The organism is Sporosarcina thermotolerans, assembly GCF_030067815.1.
In the GTDB taxonomy this organism is placed as follows: domain Bacteria; phylum Bacillota; class Bacilli; order Bacillales_A; family Planococcaceae; genus Sporosarcina; species Sporosarcina thermotolerans.
In genome coordinates this window covers 1,678,254-1,704,417 of sequence record NZ_CP125968.1, presented here as the reverse complement: position 1 = coordinate 1,704,417, position 26,164 = coordinate 1,678,254, and the positions used below count along the sequence as shown (strand labels likewise).

Genomic DNA, 26,164 nt, shown 5'->3' with positions numbered 1-26,164 from the left:
GAATCATTGTTCGGATTCTTCCGTGACCCCTTTTTCCATTGCCTTCCATGCGAGCGTTGCACATTTGATGCGTGCAGGGAATTTAGCGACACCAGAAAGTGCCTCGATATCGCCAAGATCCATCGAATCATCGATTTCTTTCCCGAGCATCATATTTGAAAACAGTTGTGCATACTTTTTCGCCGTGTCCAGGTCTTTGTTCTTGACGATCTGCGTCATCATCGAAGCGGATGCCATCGAAATAGAACATCCTTCCCCTTCAAACTTCGCATCGCGTACAATGCCATCCTCCACTTTTAGTGTCAAATGGATGACATCCCCGCACGTCGGGTTATTCATGTCGATTGTGACATTGTTTTCTTCCAGTACACCTTTGTTCCGTGGATTCTTGTAATGATCCATGATGACTGAGCGGTATAGCTGATCTAATTTATTAGTTGACATTACTCAAAATACTCCTTTGCAATGCGGAGTCCTTCTACGAGACGGTCTACGTCTTCTTCTGTGTTATAAACATAGAAGCTTGCTCGGGCCGTTGCAGAACATTCAAGTCGTTTCATCAAAGGCTGTGCGCAATGATGTCCGGCGCGAACTGCAATTCCATTCATATCAAGAACCGTAGCCACATCATGAGGATGGACATTGCCAAGATTGAATGTAACGATTCCTGCACGTGCTCCGGGATCTTTAGGACCATATATTGTTAGTCCTTCGATTGCCGACATTTTTTCCATTGCAATTGCTGCAAGTTCGTGTTCATGCCGTTCAATCTGATCCAAGCCGATCTCTTCTAAAAAGTCGATGGCGGCTCCGAGACCAATAGCACCAGCTATAATCGGAGTGCCTCCTTCGAATTTCCACGGAAGTTCTTTCCACGTAGATTCGTAAAGGCCTACGAAGTCGATCATTTCTCCACCGAATTCAACAGGCTCCATTTTATTCAACAACTCTTTTTTACCATATAGGACACCGATTCCAGTTGGCCCACACATTTTATGGCCGGAAAAAGCGAGGAAGTCACAATTCAATTCTTGAACGTCAAGCTTCAAATGAGGTGCAGCTTGCGCACCATCGACAACCATGACTGCACCATGCGCATGAGCAATCTCCGTAATTTCCTTAATCGGATTCATTGTGCCAAGCACATTGGATACGTACATGATTGAGACGATTTTCGTGCGATCAGTGACTGCTTCACGCACTTTATCAAGTGAAATAGTGCCGTCCTCTTCAAGATCGACATATTTCAAAACTGCGCCTTTTTCCTTTGCCAATTGCTGCCACGGGATGATATTGGAATGGTGTTCCATATGTGTGATGACGATTTCGTCACCTTCGCCAACATTCGCGCGTCCATAGCTTTGGGCAACCATATTGAGGGCAGTTGTTGTGCCTCGCATGAAAATGATTTCCTGCGTCGATTTCGCATTGATGAATTTACGGACCTTTTCACGAGCCCCTTCATAATGATCTGTCGCTCGGTTGCCTAATGTATGAACACCGCGATGGACGTTAGCGTTATCCCATTTGTAATAGTCATTGAGAGCATCAATGACTTGCTGCGGCTTCTGAGAAGTCGCAGCACTATCTAAATAAACGAGCGGGTGCCCGTTGATTTCCTGGTCAAGTATCGGGAAATGTTTGCGGATGTCTTTGCTGAGCATTAGCGCACTTTCCTTTCAATTACCTCCGTCAATTGCTTCTTAACACCTTCGATTGGCAATTTGCTTACTACTGGTGCAAGGAAACCATGGATGACGAGGCGTTCAGCTTCTTGTTGTGAAATTCCTCGGCTCATCAGGTAGAACAATTGAAGAGGATCTACACGGCCAACTGATGCCGCGTGTCCTGCTGTAACATCATCCTCGTCGATCAAGAGGATTGGGTTCGCGTCTCCGCGAGCTTTTTCACTAAGCATCAAGATACGAGATTCTTGAACGGCGTTCGATCTTGTAGCGCCTTTAGCAATTCTGCCGATACCATTGAAAATTGAAGAAGCTGCTTCTTTCATGACGCCATGCTTTAGAATGAATCCATCTGTATCAAGTCCCCAGTGGACGATTTCAGATGTGAAGTTCTGTTTCTGGTTGCCTCGGCCTACAACAACTGTTTTCAAGTCGCTTGAAGAACCGTTTCCGACAAGATGAGTGATGTTTTCTGAAATTGTATCACTGTCATTCATCAAGCCCAATGCCCATTCAATGCGGCTGTTCGGCCCAGTGATGCCTCGGCGGTTTACGTAAGTCGTAACCCCTTTAGCAAGAACGTCCACAGCACCATAGATGACTTTCGCATTGTCCTCCGTAAATACTTCAGCGATGATGTTTGCTTGTCCAACAGCTTCGTCAACAGTAGACAGGTAGTTTTCCACGTATGTAACAGAGCTGTTAGCATCTGCAACGATGATAACGTGGTTGAAAAGTGATGCTTGTGCATCGTCATGCAAGAATAGAACTTGTAGGGTTCTTCTACAACTACATTTTTCGGAACGTAGACGAATACACCGCCGTTCATCAATGCTGCGTGTAGTGCAGTAAGTCTATGTTCATCAACCTTAACGCCGTCCGACATGTAGTATTTCTTCAATAGGTCAGCGTGGTCGCGAGTAGCCGTGAAAATATCTGTTAATACAACACCTTTTGCTTTCAATTCATCTGAAAGTGAAATGAATGCCGGTGTATTATTATGTTGAACATAAATGTTCTTTTGGTCATCACCGACAAGTTCTTTCGCTTCATCCGGCAGTTCCGATAATGAAGAGAAAGTTGAACTTTCCACTGCATGTACAGGGAACTCAATGAAATTCCATTTGTCGATCTTTGTTTTATCTGGTTTTGGCATAGGAAGCTGTTCCACTTTCGCTAACGCATTCGTGCGGAATTCTGCCATCCAATCGGCTTCATTCATGTTTGCGGAGAAAGAGCGGACGTCCTGTTCGGTCAATGCCATTTTTGTTTCAACCGTCATTTTGAATCGTCCCCTTTCTTAAGCTTCTTGTCCAACTGTTTCGTCTTCGATTCCAAGTTCTTCTTTAATCCAGTCATAACCGCTCTCTTCAAGTTGTTTAGCAAGCTCAGCTCCGCCTGATTTAACAACTTTACCTTGCATCATTACATGTACAAAGTCCGGTGTGATGTAGTTTAGAAGACGTTGGTAGTGAGTGATGATTAGGCAACCGAAGCCTTCACCGCGCATTTCATTGATTCCCTTTGAAACAACTTTCAATGCATCGATATCAAGACCGGAGTCGATTTCATCAAGTACTGCAAATTTTGGTTTCAACATCATCAGTTGAAGGATTTCATTACGCTTCTTCTCTCCGCCTGAGAACCCTTCGTTCAAATAACGTGTTGCCATATCTTGATCCATTTCAAGGACTTCCATTTTGTTGTCCAATTCACGGATGAATTTCATTAATGAGATTTCGTCGCCCTCTTCACGTCGAGCATTGACTGCTGAACGCATGAAGTCAGCGTTTGTTACACCTGTGATTTCACTTGGGTATTGCATCGCAAGGAAAAGGCCTGCCTTCGCACGCTCATCAACTTCCATTTCAAGAACATCTTCGCCGTCAAGCGTAACAGATCCAGAAGTGACTTCGTATTTAGGGTGACCCATGATTGCGGATGCGAGAGTTGATTTACCTGTTCCGTTAGGACCCATAATCGCGTGAATTTCACCTGTATTAATAGTTAAATTGACGCCTTTCAATATTTCCTTACCTTCAATTTCTACGTGAAGGTCTTTGATTTCCAAAGTTGCCATTCCAATACCTCCAATATGATAAAGATGAACGGTTTTTTCCATTCTCTAATTAGTATCATTCTAATTTTAGCTCATTCAGGGCAACCTTGCAAATAATTAAGAACGATTATCATTTATATAGGGGTTCAACCTATTACCTACTGTTCTTATTGAATAGAAAATGAATCTTCTATTTTCAATTATATCCAATTCATTGAGAATCAAATACGCACTCTTAATTGAAAATGCCGCCACATAAGGTGACGGCATTTCATTTATCATTTTTCCGTTTTTGGCGTGAATCGGTCTACAATCATTGCCAATGCCCCGTCACCTGTGACGTTTGTAGCCGTTCCGAAACTATCTTGCGCCATATACAAAGCAATCATTAAAGCTACCATTGACTCGTCAAATCCAAGCATTGTGCTAAGAAGTCCGACCGCGGCCATGACGGCACCCCCTGGAACTCCTGGTGCTGCAATCATCGTGACTCCAAGCATAAGGATGAACGGGAAATAGCTGGACAAGCTGATATCCATGCCATTCATGAGCATAACACCGATGGAACATGAGACTAGTGTGATCGTACTCCCAGAAAGATGTATAGTTGCAAATAGTGGAACCGTGAAATCAGTAACGCGTTCAGACGCTCCTGTCTTTTTCGCCTGTCTTAATGTGACCGGAATCGTAGCTGCAGAAGATTGCGTTCCGATGGCCGTCATATAGGCTGGTGCCATTGTTTTCATCAGCATGAAAGGATTTTTCTTTGTAAGAAACCCGCCACTGTATATTGAATAGTCAACATAAGCAAATGCAAGGCGATGATCATGATGAAAACAACTGAGAATACGGAAAGAACCTTCGCAACTTCTCCACTGTATGTCATATTGAGGAATATACCGAAAATGTGAAACGGCAATAATGGAATGATGACGAACGAAATTACTTTTTCAATTAATACATGGAGTTCTTCAAAGAATGAGAGCATCGATTTGCTGTTGATGGAGGCCATTCCTATTCCAAATACGAATGCTAACAACAACGCTGACATAACCCCCATCACTGGAGTCATTTCCAGATCAAAGAAAGATATCGCCTGGGCCTTTCCAACATTTTCAACGGATTTTGCCCCAAACCCGTTAATGAAATTCGGCAGAAGTGTCTTTGCTGCAAAAAACGCAAGAATTCCCGCAAAGACTGTGGAAGCATATGCAAATACTGTTGCTAATCCCAATAACTTCCCTGACCCACTTCCAAGTTTCGCGATACCAGGAGCGATGAATGCAATAATAATCAATGGAACAACAAAGTTAAGAAATCCTCCAAAAATCATATTAAACGTCGCCGCTAGACGGACAAACCAATGAGCGAAACCTTCGTGTATTGCTGGAAGCAACATTCCCAAACCTATTGCAAGCCCTATGGCTATAATGATTCGCCATATGAGTCCTATTTTTCTATTCATCCAATGTCCTCCTCAAAAACACATTTGTGTTCTAAAATAATAAAACTACTTTAACATAATAGAGAAGGAATAGGAATGTATTTTTATTAAAAAATAAAAAAAGACTGGCAGTCATCCATAGGGATTTGCCAGTCTTTGTTAGTTATTTATTTTACAGGTACGACAGAGCCGGACCATTCTTTCAACATGAACTCCTGGATTTCTTCGGACGTCAACACTTCGACGAGTGCTTTGATTGCAGGATTGTTTTCATCACCAGAACGAACCGTAATGACGTTTACGTAGGGTGAATCCGTTTTTTCAATAGCAATTGAATCTTCAAGAGGGTTCAAGCCCGCATCGATTGCATAGTTAGAGTTGATCAAAACAGCATCGCCTTCATTATTATTGTAAAGAGTTGGAAGTAATGCTGCTTCGTAATCCGGCTCAAACAGTAGGTTTTTCGGATTGTCCACAATATCTGTAAGTTCCGCTTTCACTTTATCAACACCCTCAGCAAGTGTGATCAAGCCATTTTCCTCAAGCATTTCAAGCACACGACCATGATCCGAAACTGAGTTGCTCATAAGGATCGTCGCACCGTCCGGCAATTCAGCTAATGATTTATATTTCTTCGAATAAACACCCATCGGTTCGATATGGATTTCTCCCGCATTGACAAAGTCGTAGCCGAAATCAGCCATTTGACTGTCCAAGTAAGGGATGGTTTGGAAATAGTTCGCATCCAATAGACCCGATTCCAAGTCCTTGTTCGGCAATATATATTCCTGATATGTTTCGATTTCCAAGTCGAAGCCTTTTTCTTTTAATAACGGCTTCACTTTTTCCAAAATAACGGCATGTGGTGTATTGGAAGCGCCGACGACGATTTTCGTCTTCACCTTTTCTTTATCTTTCGCTCCGCATGCTGCCAGAGCGAGCACGAGAACCGTTAATAATAATGCGGATAATATCTTTTTCATTATTCTTCTCTCCATTCTTAGATGTTTTTTATAATTATCAGGCCAAGCCCGCAAATTAACGTTTGTCCAATTTCTTCACGGCGAAGTCGCCAATTATTTGGATGATAAATACGATAATCAAAATAATAACTGTTGCAACAATCATCACATCAGTGCGGCTTCGCTGGAACCCTTCGTAATATGCGAGATTTCCGAGCCCGCCTGCGCCGATAACTCCAGCCATCGCCGTATATCCGACAAGCGCAATCGCAGTTACCGTAATTCCGGATATGAGGGCAGGCATCGATTCGGGAAGCAATACTTTGAAGATAATCGTGCTTGTTTTTGCACCCATCGATCTTGCAGCTTCGATAACGCCCCTATCAATTTCACGCAAGCCAATCATGACCATTCGCGCATAAAACGGTGCAGCCCCGATAACAAGTGCCGGGATGGCCGCTTCCGGACCGCGCATCGTCCCAACGAAAAGTGTTGTGAATGGAATCAGTAGAATGATCAAAATGATGAAAGGAATCGATCGGAAAATATTGACGAACGCTCCCGTGATGCCATACACCAATTTATTTTTCCAAAGCTGGCCAGGGCTCGATAAGAATAGAAGTACGCCAAGTAAGAGCCCGAATATGAACGTATATAAAGTGGAGATTCCGGTCATATATAACGTTTCAACTGTTGCCTCCCACATTTTATCCCAGTTAACGTGTTGAAATAAATTTTCATTCATTGGTGATCACCTCTGTCTGCACACCTAATTCATGGAGATAGGCAATCGCCATATCAACATCCTTTTCATTACCTAAAAGCTGTAAAATAAGCGTGCCATAAGCGCCGCCTTTAGTCTGGGATATATTCCCTTGTACGATATTCACGTCAATGTCGAATTTCCGAATCAAGCTTGCCAACACAGGATGCTCTGTCTTCTCTCCGACAAATGCAAGTTTGATGAGCGTGCCTCCCGGTATATGTGCGAGTACCTGTTCAGTACCAACAGGCTCGGTCACTTGGGAAACAAACCGTTTTGTAATTGGCTCCTTCGGTGATTGGAAAACTTCAAGAACAGATCCAGTTTCAACGACATTACCTGCTTCCATGACAGCTACTCGATGGCAAATTTTCCGGATGACATGCATTTCATGTGTGATTAATACAATTGTCAATCCAAGCCGTTCATTGATGCTTGTCAATAAATCAAGGATAGAATCTGTCGTTTCGGGATCAAGTGCGGAAGTAGCTTCGTCGCAGAGAAGAACTTCAGGGTCATTTGCCAATGCTCTTGCAATGCCCACTCGTTGCTTTTGCCCACCGGATAATTCGGAAGGGTAGGCATTCTCTCTTCCCTTTAAACCGACCAAATCAATTAACTCATTCACTCTTCTTTCACGTTCAGCCTTTTTAATTCCCGCGATTTCAAGTGGGAAGGAAATGTTCTGTTTGACAGTGCGAGACCAAAGTAAATTGAAGTGCTGAAAGATCATGCTGATTTTCTTCCTTGCATTCCTTAGCTCCCGGGCATTTACGGAAGACATTTCATAACCTGCAATCTTCACCGTTCCTGAGGAAGGCTTTTCGAGTCCGTTCAGAAGTCGGATCAAAGTACTCTTTCCCGCTCCGCTATACCCGATGATGCCGAAGATTTCACCTTCCGCGATATCCAAATTCACTTTATCAACAGCGATAATAGCATTCGAGCCATTGCCGAATTGTTTATTTACACCCTGTAAATGAATCATGTTTTCACCTCTATATAATCTTAACCAAAAATAAAAGCCTTTCTGCAGACAAGCAGAAAGGCATAACGTTATATTAAAAGTAAACGTTCATCCAATCTCTCATCTATCAAAGCAAACGCTTTGCGTGACTTGGCACCATTTCACTTTCGTGACGGTTGCCGGGCTTCATAGGGCACTTCCCTCCACCTCTCTTAATAAGAGCGACGATATTCAGTTAAGTTAATAGATATATTTATAACATGGACGACTAATAGGGTCAACCTATTTGTTCAAGAAGATAGGGAACGGATTGGAATGCGTAGATTTTATGGGTCACTTTTCCATTCTCTTGAATCAATAGACAAGGTACGCTTTCTATTTCGTAATCAATGGCAAGGTCTTCTATAAAGTTCAAGTCTGCTTTGCCAATTGGCAGGTCCGGTTTCATAGCGGATATGACTTCGACCATAATGGAAGCGACCATGCAAGTTCCACACATTGGTGTATATAGATAAAACACGGATTTAGAGGATTCTTTTTTACTTTTTTCCCATTGTTCGATTGTCCAATTTTCGATAGTTGACATGTTTTCACCTTCAAAGTAAGAATTCGGGATGCACTTCAAAGTTTTCAGCGATAAGAATCGCGGCGAGAGTGCGGTAAGGGGTTGTTTCGACTTGGCGGTAGACACGTTCTGTGTAGAGATGGATTGCTTCAGGATATGCCCTTTTGAATAGTGTTCGGATTTTCTCTCCGGATTCGTCAGCGTCAAAAAAGATGTATAGGTCGCAGTCTTCATACGGCATGAGCATTTCTTCGATGCGATAGGGGCTGACTGTACCATTTGTGCAAATGATGTCTATCGGTTCTGCCAATACTCGTTGAAGTCTTTTTCGGTCTGATCCACCTTCGACTATTATGACTTTATTTGAATCCATCTCCTCACCGCCTTCTATAATAGTTTATCCACATCCCTTTAAATTATTGAATCAAAAAAAGCGCTGTATGGCCAGCGCTTTGGGAAATTACTCTCCATCAGTCATTTTTTCATAGTCTTCAGCTGACATTAACGCGTCAAGTTCTGAGTCGTTAGAAGCTTCGACTACGATCATCCAAGCGCCTTCATATGGAGATTCGTTCACCAATTCAGGGCTATCTTCTAATTCTTCGTTCACTTCAACTACTTTACCGCTAATCGGAGCATACAATTCAGAGACAGTTTTAACGGATTCAACGCTGCCGAATGGTTCGTCCGCTTTTACTTCATCTCCAACTTGTGGTAGTTCAACGAAAACGATATCGCCAAGCTCAGCTTGTGCAAAATGCGTAATACCGATACGATATTTACCGCTTTCATCTTTTACCCATTCATGTTCCTCGGAATAACGTAAATCTTTAGGTGTGCTCATCCCGTACCCCTCCATAAATATACATTTCGTTAGTTGTTTCTTTCTACTCAATTCTCACATATTTCAATGATAAAGACAAGTGAGTTATTTCGTACTCCATACATCCCCAAACTGTGCTTCATTAAAGCCTACAGTCACTTTGGAACCGTCTGTTACAATCGGTCTTTTAATGAGCATTCCATCTGTGGATAAGAGTTGAATTTTTTCATCATCTGTCATGTTGGAAAGTTTGTCCTTCAAATTCAATTCTCTATATTTCATCCCACTGACATTAAAAAACTTTTTAATGTCCAGGTCTGAATTTCCGATCATAGTTCGAAGCTCTTCTTCAGTTGGTGGATTCTCGGCAATATTAATATCTTCGAATTCCAATCCGTTGGTTTCCAACCACTTTTTTGCTTTTCTACAAGTCCCGCATTTCGGATAACCGTAATAAGTTATTGTCATATCGTAACACCTCCACATTTTCTCCAGTATAACAGAGAATCCACCCAGGGATGAAACCCCTGGGTGGGTTGGAATCATACGATATATTTTTCAGCGTCGATCAATTTGACAGATGCTTCGCGTTTCTTCGCGATGATATTGTAAGGATTTGAACGAGTCAATTTACGAAGCGCCGACAGCATCATACGTTGGTTATCCCCATCTACGGAAGCAAGAAGAGTTTCCTTTGCATCCTTTTCGATTGCTTCGAATGCCTCTTGGCAGAAAATTTCTGTATAAAGGATTTTTTGTTGTTCCTTCTCTTCGCCGTTTTTGGCAATTGCTTTTTCCGTACGCAATAGTGCGGATTCCATTGCAAAGACATTGTTTGCGATGTCAGCAATATTTACAAGAACTTCTTGTTCTTTGTCGAGGCTCGTGCCGAAACGTTGTGCTGCCATTCCAGCTGCAAGTAAGCCGATCTTCTTCGCGTTTTTCACAAGTACCTTTTCTTGTGCAAGTGCTTCGTCGCCAATTTCTTCAGGCATCATCATGAGAAGTTCTTCTTGTAGGCTTTGCGCTTTTTCAAGTAAAGGCAATTCGCCTTTCATCGCTTTTTTCAAGAAAGTTCCCGGGACGATCATGCGGTTGATTTCATTTGTTCCTTCAAAGATGCGGTTAATACGGGAATCGCGGTAAGCACGCTCAACTTCGTATTCTTGCATAAAACCGTAACCGCCATGCAATTGGACCGCTTCGTCCACAACATAGTCAAGCACTTCGGAACCGACAACTTTGTTGATGGAGCATTCGATAGCGTATTCAGCGATCGATGCCGCAACTGCTTTACCGTCTTTTTGTTGTTCAGCAGTCATTTGGCTATTGCGCTCTTCGAAATAACCGACCGTACGGTAAATCAAGCTTTTCAGCCGCATAGATTTTCGATGCCATTGTCGAAAGCTTTTCTTTTGTAAGGTTGAATGAAGAGATCGGTGTTTTAAACTGTTGGCGCTGATTCGCATACGTAACCGCCAATTCAAATGCACGTTTCGAACCGCCGACTGTTCCTACGCCCAATTTGTAACGGCCGATATTCAAAATGTTGAATGCGATAATATGCCCTCTGCCGATTTCTCCAAGTAAGTTTTCAACAGGAACTTGTGCATCTTGAAGGATCAACGTACGTGTGGAGGATGATTTGATCCCCATCTTCTTCTCTTCTGCGCCGACAGAAACGCCAGGGAATTCTTTTTCAACGATGAAGGCAGTGAATTTGTCGCCATCTACTTTCGCATAGACAACGAATACATCCGCGAATCCAGCGTTCGTGATCCATTGTTTTTCGCCGTTCAATACGTAGTGAGTACCTGCTTCGTTCAATTTTGCTGTTGTTTTCGCACCAAGTGCGTCTGATCCGGATCCTGGCTCAGTCAATGCGTAAGCAGAGATTTTGTCGCCTGTGACGGAGTTCGGCAAGTACTTTTTCTTTTGTTCTTCGTTTCCGAATAGGACGATCGGGAGTGTGCCGATTCCTACGTGTGCACCGTGAGTGATGGAGAAGCCGCCCGCTACGGACATCTTTTCAGAGATCAGGGCTGAAGAAATCTTGTCGAGGCCTAAGCCGTCGTATTCTTCAGGTACGTCTGCTCCAAGAAGTCCAAGGTCTCCAGCCGATTTTAGTAGTCTGACAGAGTGTTCGAATTCATGGTTTTCGAGCTTTTCGACGACAGGGAGTACTTCGTTTTTGACGTAGTCCTCTGTTGTTTTAGAAATCATTTTTTGTTCGTCGGAGAAGTCCTCGGGTGTGAATACGCGTGATGCATCGATGTCTTCGATGAGGAATGCTCCTCCACGGATAAAATCTTTTGTTTGTAATTCAGTCATTGAAATTCCTCCTTTGATAAAATAAAATTCCTATTCTTATAGCATTTCAAATACGCCCGCCGCTCCCATTCCGCCGCCGATACACATTGTGACGACGCCGAATTGTTTGCCTTGGCGTTTTAGTTCGTTCATTAGACGAAGTGTCAATACTGAACCTGTTGCGCCTAATGGGTGGCCGAGGGCGATGGCTCCGCCGTTGACGTTTACTTTATCTATGTCGAGGCCTAAGTGACGTATGACTTGTAGGGATTGGGATGCGAATGCTTCGTTTAATTCCCAAAGGTCGATGTCGTCGATTGATAGTCCCGCAAGCTTTAATGCTTTTGGAACGGCTTCGATTGGGCCGATTCCCATTACTTCAGGTGGTACGCCGCCTACTGCGAATGAACGGAATTTGGCGATTGGCTTCAGGCCTTTTCCTTCAGCGACTTCGCGGTCCATGACGAGGACTGCTGCCGCGCCGTCGGATGTTTGGGAAGCGTTGCCCGCAGTTACGGATCCTTTCACTGAGAAAGCAGGGCGCAATTTCGCCAATACTTCCATTGATGTGCCGTGGCGGACGCCTTCGTCCATTTCGAATGTGAATGTTTTTTCCTCGTATTTTCCTTTTTCATTCACAAAACGTTTTACGACTTCGACAGGGACGATTTCGTCGACGAATTTGCCTGCTGCAATTGCGGCTGCCGCTTTTTCATGTGAGCGTACAGCGAAAGCGTCTTGGTCTTCGCGGCTTACGCCGTATTTCATCGCCACTTGTTCAGCTGTATGACCCATCCCCATGTAATATTGCGGTGCTGTTTCGGCCAATTTGAAGTTTGGTCTAATCGTGTTCCCCATCATTGGAACCATACTCATTGACTCGACCCCACCAGCAATGATTGCTTCGGAATGTCCTAACATGACCCGCTCAGCTGCATAGGCGATTGATTGAAGGCCTGATGAACAGAAGCGGTTTACCGTAATAGCGGGTGTTGTGTCTGGCAACCCAGCGAGGGCACCGATATTACGCGCGATGTTCATTCCCTGTTCCGCTTCGGGCATTGCACAACCCATTATTAAGTCATCTATTGGTCCATCATATCCATTTGCACGTTTCAAAGTTTCTTTAATCGCGAGTGCCCCTAAATCGTCCGGGCGCACGGTCGCAAGGCTTCCGCGTCCCGCTTTTCCGACCGGTGTTCTCGCACCTGCTACAATTACTGCTTCACGCATTCGACTTCCTCCTTTTTTGCTATCTATCTAAATCTGTGGCAAATCAGTTGCGCAATGGCTTCCCTTTAAGGAGCATATGCTGCATCCGCTGTTGGGATTTCGGTTCCTGTACAAGGCTTAAGAACGCTTCACGTTCAAGATCCAACATATATTGTTCATCGACAAGTGTTCCAAAAGGCACTTTCCCGCCAGATAAAACAAATGCAAGCTTTTTAGCTATTTTCAAGTCATGGTCGCTAATGTACCCGGATAGGTACATGCCTTCCGCTCCAAGGAGCATCGTTGCATAACCGGAATCACCTGTGACTGGGATTTTTGCTTTTTTAGGCGGTGTGTAGCCGCTTTCGTACAATGCAAGTGCCGCTTGTTTCGCGTCATAGATTAGATGATCTGGATTGACACTGATGCCATCTGCGAAATCGAGGAAGTTATTCTCTATCGCTTCTTCAGCGGATGTTGAAACTTTTGCCATCGCAATCGTTTCAAACACTTTATTTGCAACAAACTGGTAGTCTACTTGGACACCGTTCGGCAAACCTTTCAGATGCTTGGAATAAAGATTGACGTTTCCGCCACCCCCAGGAATGAGACCAACGCCCGCTTCAACCAAACCGATATACGTTTCCATTGACGCTTGAATATGGGCTGCAGGCAAGCAGACTTCAGCACCACCGCCAAGTGTCATTTGGAACAGTGCAGCAACAACCGGTTTACGGCTATATTTGATTTTCATCATTGAATTTTGGAAGGAACGGATAATGAAATCAAGTTCAAAGATATTATCGTCTTGTGCTTCCATCAAAATCATGCCAAGGTTTGCACCTACACAGAAGTTCTTACCTTGATTCCCGATGACGAGACCTTTGTAATTCTTCTCCACTTCGTCAATTGCAAAATTGATCATCTGGATGATATCCGGGCCGATTGCATTCGATTGGGAATGGAACTCAAGCAGCGCAATTCCATCGCCAAGATCGATAAGACTTGCGCCAGAATTTTTCTTAATGACGCCGTGCTTCTTCTTATAACGTTTCAAGTCAATCGCTTTTTCATTGACAGGCACAGACATATATCCGTCACCGTCGTAGAAATAAAGCTCTCCCTCTTCTTCTTTATAGAAAGATTCAAAACCGTTATCGAGCATGGTTTGAAGGAATGCAGGGATTGTATCCCCTTCTTCCTTCATCTTTTCAACCGATTTTGCAACGCCGATCGCATCCCAAACCTCGAACGGACCTTGCTGCCAGCCGAAGCCCCATTTCATCGCATTGTCGATCGCAACGATATCATCTGCAATTTCACCGATTAGACCTGCTGAATAGCGGAGTGTCGGTGAAAGGATGCTCCAAAGGATTTCCCCTGTACGGTCTTTTGCATAGACAAGCGTCTTCACTTTGTTCGCAAGTCCCTTTTGCTGTTTCGCCATTTCAATTGAAGGCGTTTTCATTTTTTTCGTCGGACTGTATTCGAAAGTCTTTGGATCGAGTTCAAGAATCTCTTTGCTTTCCTTCAGGTAGAATCCTTGCTTCGATTTCGCACCAAGCCATCCGTTATCGATCATTTTCTTCATGAATTCCGGAAGCTCGAATACTTTTTGTTCCTCGCCTTCCGTCTTGTCGTATGCGTTTTTAGCGACATGCATGAACGTGTCAAGTCCGACAACATCAAGTGTACGGAATGTTGCTGATTTTGGACGGCCGATCAGAGTCCCTGTTACCGAGTCGACTTCACCGATCGAGTAGCCACGTTTCTCCATTTCACGTAGTGTGACAAGTAAACCGTACGTTCCGATTCTGTTTGCAATGAAGTTCGGAGTGTCTTTTGCTACAACAACTCCCTTGCCTAATCGATTTTCACCGAATTGAAGCATGAAGTTCAGTACTTCCGCATCCGTCTTTTTCGTTGGAATCACTTCAAGCAATTTCAAATAACGCGGTGGGTTAAAGAAATGTGTACCAAGGAAGTGCTTTTGGAAATCCTCGGAACGGCCTTCCGCCATTGCTTCGATGCTGATTCCTGAAGTGTTCGAAGTAATAATTGTGCCCGGTGTACGGACCGCATCTATTTTTTCATATAACGCTTTTTTGATTTCAAGATTTTCAACGACAACTTCGATGATCCAGTCAACGTCTTTTAATCTTTCCAAGTCATCTTCAAAGTTGCCTGCTTCAATGAGCGTTAGGTTCTTTTTCGTTGTTAATGGAGCTGGCTTCTGTTTCAAAAGCTTTTCCATTGCAGTCATTGCGAATTTATTACGCACCGACTTATCATTCAACGTAAGACCTTTTGCTTCTTCCTGCTCAGTCAATTTGTTTGGAACGATATCCAACAGAAGTACAGGAATTCCGATATTCGCGAGATGGGCTGCAATACCAGATCCCATTACGCCTGAGCCTAATACTGCCGCTTTCTTAATTTGATATGACACTTTAGAAGCCTCCCTTTTCGTCTTGAATGAACACTCATTCATTTTATAGGTAAAAAAAATAGAACCTCTCTATCTATTAGTCTAAAACATTCCAGTCGTTTCTGCAATATTAAAATGTTGCGAAAATGGTTTTTTTATAGTTAATAATCTGTCCCGGGCATTTAATTACCCTAAAGTCACGATATAATTGTAAACTAAATATGTGGAATTACGAACTACACGCTAAAAATATAGCAGCAAAAGGAGTGCAATTAAATTGAAATCAATTAAGACTGTAGAGCAATTCAACGAAGTTATTAACGGAGAAGGCAAAGCACTTATCAAATTCCAGGCTGGCTGGTGTCCTGACTGCACGCGTATGGACATGTTCATTGACCCGATTGTTAAGGAATACGATATGTATACATGGTATGACGTGAATCGTGATGAATTGCCTGAAATCGCGGAGAAATATGATGTAATGGGAATTCCAAGCTTATTGATTTTCGAAAATGGCGAGAAGAAAGCTCATTTGCATAGTGCAAACGCGAAAACTCCAGATCAAGTAACGGATTTTCTTGAGACTGTAGAATAAAGAAATGCGGAAGGCGCTTGATCAGATGCGACAGGCATAAGGCGAAGATGCGGAGTGGCGTTTTTTGCCACATAGCAGCTTTGACTTATGACCCGAGCTTCTAACGCCTGTAGCTGGACAACGCCGAGTCTGGAGTGCAGCAAATGAGTTCTATTAAAGGATTTCAAGGAAAATCCCAATACGACAATGACATTGATGTACGTTTTCGCCCTTCTGCTTGTGGCCCTGTAACAGCATATACGATTCTTCGCTACCATAAAAACGAAACGACAAATGACAGTATCGATCATCTCTATCGCTTACTTGGCGGGACGAAAATTGGACTGTTCAAATGGCGGTTCGTTAGACGGTTGCGCAAGTTGCTTGGTCCTGAGTGGATTGTTGTAGATTGTGGTATCGAGGGGCTCAAGAAAGAAATTGACGAAGGTCGCCCAGTCGCAGCCAAATTCGATAAATGGTTTTCATTCCATTGGTTCGGCAAATTTGTTTTCGATTATCACTGGGTGCCTGTCATCGGTTTTAAGGAAACTGCAAATGGCATCATGCTGATTGTCCATGATAATGGTGGGCGGAATCGGGATAGTCGGGTTCGTGAGATTGCCTATGAATCGCATAAAGACATTCTTTCGTTTGTAAAAATAGAGAAAACCACTGTCGCTTAGACAGTGGTTTTTGTTTGTTCAGGAAAAAGTGAATTCAGTTGTCGAAGGATCATTGAATAGCCATGTTGTTCCAACTCCTCTCTTAATTCAGAAGAAGAGAAATCAGGCAAATTCAGTGCTTCTATCGGATCCTCGAAGTCTAATTCGCAATGGATTTGGGCTAATTTTTTCGAAAGGTGAAGCATTTCGAGATCGGCTTCAATCTTTTTCCTCATACCTGGTGCGAGTTCATGTAAGGATTCAACGACTTTTTCGACAGTCTCGTACTCTTTGATCAGCTTTAAGGCTGTTTTAGGACCGATGCCTTTTACGCCCGGATACCCATCACTCGCATCCCCTGTAAATGCTTTTATCTCGACGAAGCGATGTGGAGGAATTTCATATTCTTCGATAAAACGCTGTTCATCATAAATATCATAAACATTATAGCCTTTTTCATGAATGCAATCTTCACACCAGGCCGGAGCAGTTGTAGCAGATCCTTATCACCTGTAACGATAGTGATATCCGCCTTCCCTTCCCACTCGCAAACAAGCGAACCGATCAGATCATCCGCTTCCATCCCTTTTATTCCATAATTCTTCCAACCAATCAATTCGGATAAATCACGCGTCATATCGAACTGTGGCAGAAGTTCCGGCGCCGGTTCAGGACGGTTCGCTTTATACCCATCGAATAAGTCATTTCTAAATGTATGTGCACTCATATCCCAACAAACCGCAATATGCGTTGGGTTGAAAATAGAAGCGGCCGTCAATGCATGACGTCCAAATCCTTGCACGCCATTCGTCGGAACACCATCCGCGTTCGGGAAGAAATGTCCCATTGCGGAAGTCGCGAAGAACGATCTGAATAAAACGGCCATGCCATCGATGAGCAATATATGTGGCTTATTGTCCAATATTTTGTCCTCCCTCTCGTTATCTCTTATATCCACGTGCATTCCAATAATCTAATCATATCAAAATTCATGTGTGGAATGAACAGATACTCTTGGATTTGTTGAATGAGAAGTATTTCCATAGTAATAGTTGAATACCAGTTAAACAAAACTCTTCAATTGTTCTACTAAAAACTCTAAATCCTCAGGATAGACGTGGTGAATAGTTTTTATTTCTGATAATGACTTCCAATCAGCTTCGACAATAATTTCATCAGGATCATTAATTCCACTGCTTTCACCGATCTTTTCCACCCTAAAATAATATGTCTTTACCTTTATATCTTTAATGGTTGTTTCTTTAACTCTTAATTGTTCGATGACTTTCACGTCATATCCTGTTTCTTCTTTAACTTCTCGAACGCAACATTCCTCTGGACTCTCGCCTTCTTCAATACCACCAGAAGGTATTGCCCATCCCTCTGACTCGAAACTTTTGACCATTAGTATTTCCTTGTGTTCATTGATACAAATACCAGCTGATCCTGACCAGCTTTTCATTCTTATACTCCCCCATCTGAAAACTTTATTCAACTAACCTACCGCGTTAGTTGAATAAGAAAAAAGTGTAGTTTAAGCTGCTCAATGTTCTTCAAGTAAAGCACCCGTTACTTAGGATAATCATTACATCATATTTGGAATAAATACTTTCATAAATAGGAAGTAGCCTAGAGCACCAACGACTAAGGCAATAAGGATTATTACAATCGGTAAAGTTTTAGTTTTCATGGTTTCCACCTAATATAATTTTAGTTTAACAAGAAAAAATATCCTTCTAAACAGCTTAATAATCTTCAAGTAAAGCACCCGTTAGTTTAAGATGGTCCTCTATTTTACACTCTCTTTAATTGCTTAAATGCATAAAACTTCATGATACTTTAACTGATGAACTAGGGTTTTTCACTAAACTTTTCACCTTGTGAATACTCCAAAGGGCTAAGGTTACCGTTATAGCTGAAATTATGTATTGCAGATAGGTCGCCATTTCTTGTGTACCTTGTGAGTTAGGGTTCGGTGTATACATTAGTGTTAAAATAACTCCTTGTAACACATCAGCTACCCCTATTGAAATCAGTACAACAATGAATATCCCAATAATTTTCTTCATTTTTTCTTCCTCCTATTCATTAAGCTTACGCGGAAACTTGAGTTTTTCTACAAAATTGTAAGGAACGTCATTTTGAATAATACTCTTAATAAGATCATTATAAGGAGCACTAGTTCCATTCGCATGAACTTGAGTATTATATACTTTTACATTCTCGATATCTAAATATTTATTTGAAATTGTCATATGAGAAATGATTTTTTTTGTATGTTTAATAATTCTCTCGTTGTCTTGACTTACTCCTTCTATTAAATGAATTAAGTTCAATTGTTCAAGCTCTTTATCAAGCTCATGTCTGTAAAAATAGTTAAATACCCTAATAATTTAGTCTCTCTTCCGTCCCAATAGTCAGTAAAGTTTTCCTGATTGTTAACCCCACCAATTAAGAAAAATTCAATGTTTTCATTCCTGAATGTTCTATTAAAGAAAAAAGACTCATACTCCCTCATAAATGACACTCCTTATAAATCTTGGGTAATTGCTTAGCTGATGATCGGTCCTATATTATACGAATGACAAATAAAACGGTTTCACAATCTTGGGACCCTCTTCAACTAACCTGCACCGTTAGTTCAATAAAATTACTTACTATTATTATGCAGTTCAAATGACTCTTCAAAGTCATCCCATTTACATGTACTTTGATAACTGCATCTTCATGTACTTTTCCCCCGCCTATCCAACTTCCTGAAGCCGAAAATATTCCTGACAATGGGGGTTCCGTGAACACTTCTGTGCCACTCCCATGACCACTATTGGTTTCGTAGTAGTATTCAAGTTTTTGTAATGAAGACAACTCTTCTAAAGAACCTTTGTATTTTAATATAAACCTAAAGTCATGTTCGTTCGAGTAAGTCCTTTGCCCGTCTTTTTCTCCCCATGTTTCTTTTCCATTGTAGGTGTATTCTGCTTCCCAATGCTTACTTTCCCCACTAAATAAATAATCGTTGTGCGTAGTCTCTGAACAAGCTGTTAAAATCAGTATTGAAAATATTAATAAAATGCATATTTTCTTCAACTTAACACCCCCCAAAAAAATTGTGCTGTATTAATAACTATTTCGACACATCTCCAAAAACACCTCGCTCTTAAACTAACCTGCCCCGTTAGTTCAAGAAGAAAAGCTTTACTCCTTCTTGAAGTAAAGCTACCCGTTAGTTGAAAAAGACAGCCCTACAAATCAAAGATTAATTCTCTGATATCAATCTTACAAATTCAGCGTAACTTGGGAGAGAGTCCGAATCAGGAATTTCGTTATAGTAATAGTTTTTGAAGACTCCAACTATCTCTAGTTGACCATCCTCAGGTAACGTATCTAATTGGTCACCTAATGCTTTTCTTAACTCTTCACCATTGTTAATATCAAAGAAAATACTTCCTCTTTCAAATTCCCAGAGTGTATGTGGCATGGACTCCAAATTCTCATTGACCATAAAGGAATAATCATTACCCTGACGAATTATGGTGCCTTTAACTTCAAATTCACCCGTGAATTTAATAAAATAAGCTATCGCGTCATTAATTGCCTCCGTTTTTATATCTGATACGATTAAACCAGCGATTTGGTTATTAACTTTTACTTGATCGGGTGAAAAGATGTTTGCTGTATCAGAGATGGTACGAGTATTCGAAACGGGAAATTTTAATACCCTCTGATAACGATTAATTAATTCTTTTTGCCTTTCATTATCGAATTGTAATGAAGTTATTTTATTAGTTAATTGATCAACCTTCCTAGATCCTTCTAACCCAGCTATCTTCAAATCTAATTCTAATTCCTCGTTAACTTCCGATAATCTTGCTATTTCTTGCTGTAATTCTTCATTTTCTACCTTTAATTCTTCATTTTCTTGTTTTAGATTATTATCAGATCCGTTATTAGAACATCCACTGATGATCAATATAGAAAGTAAGATAATCGTATATCTATATTTCATGGACAACCCTCCCAGTTTAAAAAAATTCCATTATCCATTCGTGTGGCTTGTAAAAGTACCGTTTCCAGCTTCCCCTTCTGCATATTCAATCGAATAATAGACCTTGTAATATTTCCTTATTCAACTAAACTGCTCCGTTAGTTGAATAAGACAAAGGTGCGGTCAAAGCTCAACGATCTTCAAGTAAAGCTACCCGTTAGTTTAATAAGAAAACAACTAAATTCTTTTTCTTTTCCCCAATCTTCTTATATAAAGAGATGCGAGAATATAAAACCGATAGGGATAGTAACCCAAATTAAAAAGTTGTTCAATTTAATTTTAAAAAAAGAAGTATTTTCTAATTTTACTTTGGAAAGATTCTCCACAGCAATAGTACCCCAATAGCGCAAATCGGTAAGATTAAAAGGAATTCTGGATGTGATGAAGTCAGATGCACTTTGAATATATCGTTACAAAATAGACATAAAATATAGAATTCAGAATAATATGCATATGATACACTGAGTTTATAAGGACCAATTTACAAGAAAGAGGGATTTTATATGTCCGAAAGCAAACGATTTATAAAAGATGTTCCTGTTAGGGATGTGAAATTTTCCGTTATAATACCTGCTCACAATGAAGAAAAGTACTTAGGGGAATGCCTAGAATCAATTGCAAAGGCCGCACAACCATATAAAAATCAAGTTGAAGTGATTGTTGTGCTAAATCGTTGTACGGATAAAACAGAGGAAATTGCAAAGTCATACAATTGCGTGACATTGGAAAATTACGATAAGAATTTATCCAAAATTAGAAATGCAGGGGCCGCACTAGGAAAAGGTGAAATCCTGATTACAATTGATGCTGATACTCGAATGACAGAACATTTGTTATCTGTGGTTGAAAAGCATTTAGCATCCAATCAATACATTGGGGGAGGCGTGAATGGAAATCTCGAAAGAATATCCATAGGTATAGTGGTTTCTACCATGCTACTAATTGTTCCCTTACTGTTCAAGTATGGTTTTATCTCTGTAGGAATTTTTTGGTGCTATAAAAAAGATTTTCAGGCAATTAAAGGTTTTAACGAGAATATGCTAATGGCAGAAGATGCTGATTTTGCAAAGCGATTAAAACAATGGGGTAAGAAAAATGGTAAAAAATATGGAACGATTAAGAATGGAATGATTACTTCGTGCAGACGATTTGACCATTATGGGGACTGGGTTTTACTTAAACGACCTGATATGATTTTAGCTTATCTCAAGGGCAATAATCACAAGGCAGCTAATGAAGCCTATTATGAAGATCAAGCAAGATGATAATGAAGTAAACTCAATTGCTTATATTCCAGATAATAATTCTCTGCTTGAAGGCAAGATAACGCAAACAAAAAGCAGATAATAAAACAGACGACAAATATAGTTGTCTGTTTTTTATTGTGTCCATTTTTATATCGTTCTTCGTCTGCTATTCGGTGTATTTTTTTATCTCGTTTTTTATCTTTTGTCATTCCTTTCCTCCTTAATCCAGTAGTTTTAAGTTGTATTTTTGCACATATTTCATTTTCTCATCAAATCTTCTTATTGAACTAACCTGCTCCGTTAGTTGAATAAGACCTATCTTCTAATTTATATAATCTCTTAACTTAATGGACCGTAAATTTCAATGAATTTCCCGCTGTAAGCATCTATAACTACGGTAGGTTCTTTTCCATTATATATAACCGTGATTTCCCATTTATATCTATTAAAAAAACGACCTTCACGTTTAATTAAGTTAGCGATAATATTTTCTGGAGTAACTTTCAATCCTACATCTAGATTTGCCTTTTCCCAACCTTCTGGTGGATTTTTAAGGATTTCTTCAGCTCTTTTTGTTGCTTCATACGTTGTCAGAATGGGTTTTTCATAAAAAAATGTAAAAGTCACCACTGACAATAGTAATATTAGTAAAGCATATATCAAGATATTCTTTTTCATGAAATAGCTCTCTCCTTTTTAGTCATAGAACTTCCCTAACACAACATCCCTTTGGACTTCAATACCACCAGAAGATACTAACTGTCCCCTGACTCGAAACTTTTAACCGTAAGCATTTAGCTAAGCCCCCTTTAATTAATAACTGCTTATTCAACTAAACTGCTGCGTTAGTTCAATAAGCACATTGTGCCTTCTTAGGAGCCCAACAATCCCAAAAAAGTATACTACCAGCAGTTAAGAAACTATCAGTAAAGACCGTCAGTTTAAACAACTCTTGTGAATAGATATACTTTCTGCTTTACTTATATTACTTTCTTTATTATTCGAACTAAGTATTTCGCACCAAAGTATGATAAAGGAATACCTAAAAACAAGACAAGATAGCTCATAAAATGACTATTAAAAAAGTAAAAAAGTATTCATTTGACAAGTAAGCAGCTAGTTTAAAATATTGAAGAAAAAGTATGATTACTAATGCTACAAAACCTGCTTCTCTCATCATTAATTTATTTTCGTTAACCTTCCCCTTGTTATTCCAGTTTTCTTCCATAACCGAAACCACTCCCATTCCGAATGATTCTACCCGCACTAACTTCCGTTCGTTGTAAAAACAGCACTAACATCTATACGTTCTTCACGCAGAATAAGTTTCATTAATCAGAAATCTTAAATAACAACAAAAAAGTGTTCAAGTCGATGATCACTTTTTGGAATTTGCAAGTTTTTCAAGTCTGCGTAATTTCGATAGGTACAGCAAATATTTTTTCATCATTTTCATTATATAAAACTGTATTGAATGAGTGATGTAGTACCTAAAACAGACCAGCACATATGTAACATGGTAAACCTTTTTGGACACCTTAAGTGTTGTTAGGATAGGTATTTAAGTTTCACATGGTAAACTAATTGCAACTTGACAGTTGGAGGAGTCATCATGTCACCGAAGCACCGTTTTGAAAATTTAGATCACGTGAAAACGACGAAGTCATTCGCGGACTTTTGGCGTTGGCAGAAGGAACGCTGGGCGAAGAAAATAGTAAAGGATCTAAGCCTCCAAATCGAGCAAGCGCCCTACAAGGAAATTGAAAAACTAAACAGCAATCGGAAGGATATGTCCATCACATGGATCGGGCACGCTACATTTTTAATACAGATGAACGGCCTCAATATGTTGACGGATCCAGTCTGGGCGAACCGTTTGGGCTTTCAGAAACGACTGACAGCACCAGGAATCGCATTACAAGATCTGCCTGAAATCGACGTCGTTTTCATCTCCCATGGGCATTATGATCACTCCATCTATTTCGTCGGGGACACAGGCTATTTCCGTGGATTCAAAGAGATTGCCGAAAAGTTCAACATCCAAACAGTGCTCATGTCGATCGGCGCCTATGAGCCGGAGTGGTTCATGAAAGAGAGCCATATTACCCCGGAAGACGCTGTACATGCCTTCTTGGAGTTGAATGGACAGACATTCATTCCCTTGCATTATGGCGCTTATTATTTGGCGGATGACACCGGCCCGGAAGCAATGGAAAGATTGGATGCGGAGTGGAAGAGGTTACAATTGGATACTACTCAATTAAAGAAATTACTTATCGGGGAAACTTGGTGGATATGAGTGAAACCACAAAAAAGTGATCAACTTTGATCACTTTTTTTAACGTATCACAACAGTCACCATGAACATAAGATAGACGCTCATTACAAATAGACAGCTAAAAACAAAAGATACAATGATCGATGCTCTTTTGAAAAACGATAGGAGCATTAATCCGAAAAATAATATGGAGATGAAAAATAAACTTACTGTATTTACATTCACAACAAAGCCAATCGTGCTCTTGGCAGTGATGACTCCATCATGAAACAGACGAAATAACGGCGACACAGCATCCGCCGTCAAATAATTGCCGTGAGGAGGTGCTTGAAGTGAAAAAATAGCTGTAATCACAAAAATTACAAACAAGATAATACCTTCTACACGAATCCACGGAATCGGGTTAAATGCAGCATCTTTTGTAATCTTATATTTCACAATGAACCCATTCACCAATGCATAAAAAACAACTGGCAGCAGAAACAAATGCTTGATGAATAATCCCTGTCCATAATTAACCATCCACGAATCAGTGTACCCATCCACCATTGTATCCATCAAGAGCAAACCACTAAAGCCCGTCGCGAATAAACAGCCAAAAGCGACAATGGAAAACCAGCTTAGATAAGCAAGCCAGTTTTTATGATTGGCGGAGCACCAACCGACAATAAGTAATATCCCGACCCAAATGCTGACAGCCGCCAGATGGATAAAGTGGCTCGTAATTCCGACAGCAGGACGAATTGTACTTACATGACTTGACCAAGCAATCGTTACCATCAATCCAAATGTCAGTATGGCTCCTAATATTGTTAAGCTGCTCGTTTCAGTAGATCTTGCAAAAACGATTACTAGGACTAGAATAATGGATCCAAGAAGGGTAAAATCCCAGGCAGTGCCAACTGTATAAGTTGTTAACACAATTTTTAACGCTTCAACGAAACCAAGCCTTGGAGCGATAAATAACGTAATATCAAGCACAGGAATAAACGCAAAAACAGGTAGCGTCGCAGCACTAACAAGTAACAGCCGTTTTGAAATCTTTAGCTCAGGACGATATTTGCTTGGGACGAGCAGGAGTATAAAACTTCCTGCTAATACCGCAAAGCATACATATAATAATGTCTGACTAATCATCACTACGATTTCCATTTATTATTTCTTTCTTTTCGTAAGCAAGAAGAAACCACCTGCTACAATGACAACCAAAAGAACAAGTAGAATAACAGTCATAGAGGGTGATTCTTTTTCCTCGACTTCGTCCGCTGCAGCTCCACTTTCTTGCTCTTCTGTCGTTTCTTCAGCTGATTCAGTTGTTTCAGCCGGTTCTTCAGTTACTTCTTCTTCCACAGTTCCAGAAACAGGCGCATTCACTTTGAATGAAAATTCGCCTTCTAATGGATGCCCGTCTACACTAATAATACTCCAGTTCACTTGATAATCGTCATTTGGGAATGGCTCAGCAACAGTAGCTGTCAACGTCCCCTCGCCTATAATAATATCTTGTACTTCAATTGCTTCCCCACTCGTCGTTGTTACATCTATAAAACTGCCTTGTTCAATTTCACCGTCAAACTCCAGTACAATTTCCTGTAATGGCTCCGTGACAACTTCACCATCTGCTGGATTCGTTCCACTTAAATGAGAATGAGCAAACGCACTAGGAGAAATAGTCATTGCTAGTAAAAGTGCTGTTGCTGCAGTAAGAATATGCTTCAAAATAACTCCTCCTAAATTGTTAATAGCATTACTAAATTCCAACTATTATCTTACAATAATTAAGTGAGTTTGTGATGAAGTTAGTAGGGCTATATTATATATATGTATAAACAATGAACATTAAAAAACTCATCCGAACTATACGACTAGTCAATTTCGTTCAACTAAGTCTAAACAATTATCTTCTATTCCATTCAATGTTCATCCATTCTATTGTTCTCTTGAAAAGAATCACTACCTCGAAAGTAATTCTGAAATACATGAAAATTTAGAGAAGAGATAGAGATTTTGCGCTAAAATTGATTCGAGGAAGACGCAGCAATTTGTTGCATAAACGAAGAACGTAATTGTAATTTCAGCATTAGGAGGGGTTTTATTGAAAGCTGCAATCGGAACAATGGTTGGCTTCATCTTTCTTAGT

General features: G+C 40.8%; 26 protein-coding genes, 4 pseudogenes and 1 riboswitch. Of the genes and pseudogenes, 4 read left to right on the top strand and 26 right to left on the bottom strand.

Annotated elements, in window-relative coordinates:
• Positions 1-3 precede the first annotated feature (3 nt).
• The 15 genes and pseudogenes from sufU to QNH10_RS09620 form a co-directional block, all read right to left on the bottom strand.
• Entirely contained in the window at positions 4-444 is a 441-nt protein-coding gene (gene sufU / locus QNH10_RS09690; protein WP_283734435.1) for a Fe-S cluster assembly sulfur transfer protein SufU, read from the bottom strand.
• Positions 444-1,664 (bottom strand): cysteine desulfurase, encoded by a 1,221-nt coding sequence (locus tag QNH10_RS09685; protein ID WP_283734434.1) that lies wholly within the window; start codon positions 1,662-1,664, stop codon positions 444-446. Before QNH10_RS09685 ends, sufU begins: the two co-directional genes overlap by 1 nt.
• Positions 1,664-2,967, bottom strand: a pseudogene (gene sufD / locus QNH10_RS09680) (Fe-S cluster assembly protein SufD). Before sufD ends, QNH10_RS09685 begins: the two are co-directional and overlap by 1 nt.
• Positions 2,968-2,985: 18 nt before the next feature.
• Entirely contained in the window at positions 2,986-3,765 is a 780-nt protein-coding gene (sufC, locus tag QNH10_RS09675) for a Fe-S cluster assembly ATPase SufC (protein ID WP_381427775.1), read from the bottom strand.
• A gap of 257 nt (positions 3,766-4,022) precedes the next feature.
• A pseudogene (locus QNH10_RS09670) lies at positions 4,023-5,209 on the bottom strand (dicarboxylate/amino acid:cation symporter).
• 146 nt (positions 5,210-5,355) lie between these two features.
• Positions 5,356-6,171, bottom strand: a complete 816-nt coding sequence (locus QNH10_RS09665; RefSeq protein WP_283734433.1) for a MetQ/NlpA family ABC transporter substrate-binding protein — start codon at positions 6,169-6,171, stop codon at positions 5,356-5,358.
• Between the two features lie 55 nt (positions 6,172-6,226).
• Positions 6,227-6,895 carry a methionine ABC transporter permease gene (locus QNH10_RS09660; RefSeq protein WP_283734432.1) on the bottom strand — a complete coding sequence of 223 codons (669 nt, stop codon included), beginning with the start codon at positions 6,893-6,895 and terminating at the stop codon, positions 6,227-6,229.
• On the bottom strand, positions 6,888-7,901 hold the full coding sequence (locus tag QNH10_RS09655) for a methionine ABC transporter ATP-binding protein (RefSeq protein WP_283734431.1): 1,014 nt from the start codon (positions 7,899-7,901) through the stop codon (positions 6,888-6,890). The genes QNH10_RS09660 and QNH10_RS09655 overlap by 8 nt, the downstream gene beginning before the upstream one ends.
• Positions 7,902-7,997: 96 nt before the next feature.
• Positions 7,998-8,102: riboswitch (SAM riboswitch) on the bottom strand.
• Positions 8,103-8,157: 55 nt separating this feature from the next.
• Positions 8,158-8,457, bottom strand: a complete 300-nt coding sequence (locus tag QNH10_RS09650; protein WP_283734606.1) for a thioredoxin family protein — start codon at positions 8,455-8,457, stop codon at positions 8,158-8,160.
• Positions 8,458-8,476: 19 nt separating this feature from the next.
• Complete coding sequence (locus tag QNH10_RS09645) at positions 8,477-8,818, bottom strand: toprim domain-containing protein (protein WP_283734430.1); 342 nt, start codon at positions 8,816-8,818, stop codon at positions 8,477-8,479.
• 87 nt (positions 8,819-8,905) lie between these two features.
• Positions 8,906-9,289, bottom strand: a complete 384-nt coding sequence (gene gcvH / locus QNH10_RS09640; protein ID WP_283734429.1) for a glycine cleavage system protein GcvH — start codon at positions 9,287-9,289, stop codon at positions 8,906-8,908.
• An 84-nt stretch (positions 9,290-9,373) separates the two neighbouring features.
• Positions 9,374-9,736: an arsenate reductase family protein gene (locus tag QNH10_RS09635; protein WP_283734428.1), complete on the bottom strand. Its 363-nt coding sequence runs from the start codon at positions 9,734-9,736 to the stop codon at positions 9,374-9,376.
• 74 nt (positions 9,737-9,810) lie between these two features.
• Positions 9,811-11,599, bottom strand: a pseudogene (locus tag QNH10_RS09630) (acyl-CoA dehydrogenase family protein).
• A gap of 36 nt (positions 11,600-11,635) precedes the next feature.
• Entirely contained in the window at positions 11,636-12,811 is a 1,176-nt protein-coding gene (locus QNH10_RS09625; RefSeq protein ID WP_283734427.1) for an acetyl-CoA C-acetyltransferase, read from the bottom strand.
• A 43-nt stretch (positions 12,812-12,854) separates the two neighbouring features.
• On the bottom strand, positions 12,855-15,239 hold the full coding sequence (locus QNH10_RS09620; RefSeq protein ID WP_283734426.1) for a 3-hydroxyacyl-CoA dehydrogenase/enoyl-CoA hydratase family protein: 2,385 nt from the start codon (positions 15,237-15,239) through the stop codon (positions 12,855-12,857).
• A 256-nt stretch (positions 15,240-15,495) separates the two neighbouring features.
• Here QNH10_RS09620 and QNH10_RS09615 point away from each other — a divergent pair, with 256 nt between their 5' ends.
• The gene (locus QNH10_RS09615; RefSeq protein WP_283734425.1) at positions 15,496-15,813 is read left to right on the top strand and encodes a thioredoxin family protein; all 318 of its coding nucleotides are present in this window, start codon (positions 15,496-15,498) and stop codon (positions 15,811-15,813) included.
• 143 nt (positions 15,814-15,956) lie between these two features.
• Entirely contained in the window at positions 15,957-16,475 is a 519-nt protein-coding gene (locus QNH10_RS09610; RefSeq protein ID WP_283734424.1) for a cysteine peptidase family C39 domain-containing protein, read from the top strand.
• Here QNH10_RS09610 and QNH10_RS09605 read toward each other — a convergent pair.
• The 6 genes and pseudogenes from QNH10_RS09605 to QNH10_RS09580 all read right to left on the bottom strand — a co-directional run bounded on the left by QNH10_RS09605 (position 16,472) and on the right by QNH10_RS09580 (position 20,460).
• Positions 16,472-17,418 (bottom strand): annotated as a pseudogene (locus QNH10_RS09605) (5'-3' exonuclease). The gene QNH10_RS09610 and the pseudogene QNH10_RS09605 sit on opposite strands and share 4 nt — an antisense overlap.
• A gap of 99 nt (positions 17,419-17,517) precedes the next feature.
• Complete coding sequence (locus QNH10_RS09600; RefSeq protein ID WP_283734423.1) at positions 17,518-17,916, bottom strand: NUDIX hydrolase; 399 nt, start codon at positions 17,914-17,916, stop codon at positions 17,518-17,520.
• Between the two features lie 367 nt (positions 17,917-18,283).
• Entirely contained in the window at positions 18,284-18,523 is a 240-nt protein-coding gene (locus tag QNH10_RS09595; RefSeq protein WP_283734422.1) for a hypothetical protein, read from the bottom strand.
• Positions 18,524-18,786: 263 nt separating this feature from the next.
• Positions 18,787-18,972: a hypothetical protein gene (locus QNH10_RS09590; protein WP_283734421.1), complete on the bottom strand. Its 186-nt coding sequence runs from the start codon at positions 18,970-18,972 to the stop codon at positions 18,787-18,789.
• Positions 18,973-19,073: 101 nt separating this feature from the next.
• A complete protein-coding gene (locus tag QNH10_RS09585) occupies positions 19,074-19,541 on the bottom strand; it encodes a hypothetical protein (protein ID WP_283734420.1) in 468 nt (155 codons plus the stop codon).
• A gap of 169 nt (positions 19,542-19,710) precedes the next feature.
• On the bottom strand, positions 19,711-20,460 hold the full coding sequence (locus QNH10_RS09580; protein WP_283734419.1) for a hypothetical protein: 750 nt from the start codon (positions 20,458-20,460) through the stop codon (positions 19,711-19,713).
• A 542-nt stretch (positions 20,461-21,002) separates the two neighbouring features.
• Between QNH10_RS09580 and QNH10_RS09575 the strand changes: the two genes are divergently transcribed.
• Positions 21,003-21,764, top strand: a complete 762-nt coding sequence (locus tag QNH10_RS09575; RefSeq protein WP_283734418.1) for a glycosyltransferase — start codon at positions 21,003-21,005, stop codon at positions 21,762-21,764.
• On the opposite strand, the gene QNH10_RS09570 is transcribed toward QNH10_RS09575, so the two are convergent.
• The 3 genes from QNH10_RS09570 to QNH10_RS09560 all read right to left on the bottom strand — a co-directional run bounded on the left by QNH10_RS09570 (position 21,752) and on the right by QNH10_RS09560 (position 22,974).
• Positions 21,752-21,955 carry a hypothetical protein gene (locus QNH10_RS09570; RefSeq protein WP_283734417.1) on the bottom strand — a complete coding sequence of 68 codons (204 nt, stop codon included), beginning with the start codon at positions 21,953-21,955 and terminating at the stop codon, positions 21,752-21,754. The genes QNH10_RS09575 and QNH10_RS09570 overlap by 13 nt on opposite strands.
• 130 nt (positions 21,956-22,085) lie before the next feature.
• Positions 22,086-22,424: a PepSY domain-containing protein gene (locus QNH10_RS09565; RefSeq protein WP_283734416.1), complete on the bottom strand. Its 339-nt coding sequence runs from the start codon at positions 22,422-22,424 to the stop codon at positions 22,086-22,088.
• 385 nt (positions 22,425-22,809) lie between these two features.
• Positions 22,810-22,974 carry a hypothetical protein gene (locus QNH10_RS09560; RefSeq protein ID WP_283734415.1) on the bottom strand — a complete coding sequence of 55 codons (165 nt, stop codon included), beginning with the start codon at positions 22,972-22,974 and terminating at the stop codon, positions 22,810-22,812.
• Positions 22,975-23,358: 384 nt separating this feature from the next.
• Between QNH10_RS09560 and QNH10_RS09555 the strand changes: the two genes are divergently transcribed.
• Positions 23,359-24,045, top strand: coding sequence for an MBL fold metallo-hydrolase (locus QNH10_RS09555; RefSeq protein ID WP_283734414.1), 687 nt, complete (start codon positions 23,359-23,361; stop codon positions 24,043-24,045).
• Positions 24,046-24,084: 39 nt separating this feature from the next.
• Here the strand turns inward: QNH10_RS09555 and QNH10_RS09550 are convergent, their stop codons facing one another.
• On the bottom strand, positions 24,085-25,176 hold the full coding sequence (locus QNH10_RS09550; protein ID WP_283734413.1) for a copper resistance D family protein: 1,092 nt from the start codon (positions 25,174-25,176) through the stop codon (positions 24,085-24,087).
• 3 nt (positions 25,177-25,179) lie between these two features.
• Complete coding sequence (locus QNH10_RS09545; protein WP_283734412.1) at positions 25,180-25,743, bottom strand: copper resistance CopC family protein; 564 nt, start codon at positions 25,741-25,743, stop codon at positions 25,180-25,182.
• Positions 25,744-26,164 lie beyond the last annotated feature (421 nt).

Coding starts and splice junctions, on each gene's coding strand:
- sufC (WP_381427775.1), bottom strand. CDS start 3,765: ATGGCAACTTTGGAAATCAAAGACCTTCACGTAGAAATTGAAGGTAAG.
- QNH10_RS09570 (WP_283734417.1), bottom strand. CDS start 21,955: ATGACAAAAGATAAAAAACGAGATAAAAAAATACACCGAATAGCAGAC.
- QNH10_RS09590 (WP_283734421.1), bottom strand. CDS start 18,972: ATGAGGGAGTATGAGTCTTTTTTCTTTAATAGAACATTCAGGAATGAA.
- gcvH (WP_283734429.1), bottom strand. CDS start 9,289: ATGAGCACACCTAAAGATTTACGTTATTCCGAGGAACATGAATGGGTA.
- QNH10_RS09610 (WP_283734424.1), top strand. CDS start 15,957: ATGAGTTCTATTAAAGGATTTCAAGGAAAATCCCAATACGACAATGAC.
- QNH10_RS09580 (WP_283734419.1), bottom strand. CDS start 20,460: ATGAAATATAGATATACGATTATCTTACTTTCTATATTGATCATCAGT.
- QNH10_RS09665 (WP_283734433.1), bottom strand. CDS start 6,171: ATGAAAAAGATATTATCCGCATTATTATTAACGGTTCTCGTGCTCGCT.
- QNH10_RS09555 (WP_283734414.1), top strand. CDS start 23,359: ATGTCACCGAAGCACCGTTTTGAAAATTTAGATCACGTGAAAACGACG.
- QNH10_RS09625 (WP_283734427.1), bottom strand. CDS start 12,811: ATGCGTGAAGCAGTAATTGTAGCAGGTGCGAGAACACCGGTCGGAAAA.
- QNH10_RS09560 (WP_283734415.1), bottom strand. CDS start 22,974: ATGGAAGAAAACTGGAATAACAAGGGGAAGGTTAACGAAAATAAATTA.
- QNH10_RS09600 (WP_283734423.1), bottom strand. CDS start 17,916: ATGAAAAGCTGGTCAGGATCAGCTGGTATTTGTATCAATGAACACAAG.
- QNH10_RS09645 (WP_283734430.1), bottom strand. CDS start 8,818: ATGGATTCAAATAAAGTCATAATAGTCGAAGGTGGATCAGACCGAAAA.
- QNH10_RS09565 (WP_283734416.1), bottom strand. CDS start 22,424: ATGAAAAAGAATATCTTGATATATGCTTTACTAATATTACTATTGTCA.
- QNH10_RS09595 (WP_283734422.1), bottom strand. CDS start 18,523: ATGAAGAAAATTATTGGGATATTCATTGTTGTACTGATTTCAATAGGG.
- QNH10_RS09550 (WP_283734413.1), bottom strand. CDS start 25,176: ATGGAAATCGTAGTGATGATTAGTCAGACATTATTATATGTATGCTTT.
- QNH10_RS09685 (WP_283734434.1), bottom strand. CDS start 1,664: ATGCTCAGCAAAGACATCCGCAAACATTTCCCGATACTTGACCAGGAA.
- QNH10_RS09660 (WP_283734432.1), bottom strand. CDS start 6,895: ATGAATGAAAATTTATTTCAACACGTTAACTGGGATAAAATGTGGGAG.
- QNH10_RS09575 (WP_283734418.1), top strand. CDS start 21,003: ATGTCCGAAAGCAAACGATTTATAAAAGATGTTCCTGTTAGGGATGTG.
- QNH10_RS09635 (WP_283734428.1), bottom strand. CDS start 9,736: ATGACAATAACTTATTACGGTTATCCGAAATGCGGGACTTGTAGAAAA.
- sufU (WP_283734435.1), bottom strand. CDS start 444: ATGTCAACTAATAAATTAGATCAGCTATACCGCTCAGTCATCATGGAT.
- QNH10_RS09655 (WP_283734431.1), bottom strand. CDS start 7,901: ATGATTCATTTACAGGGTGTAAATAAACAATTCGGCAATGGCTCGAAT.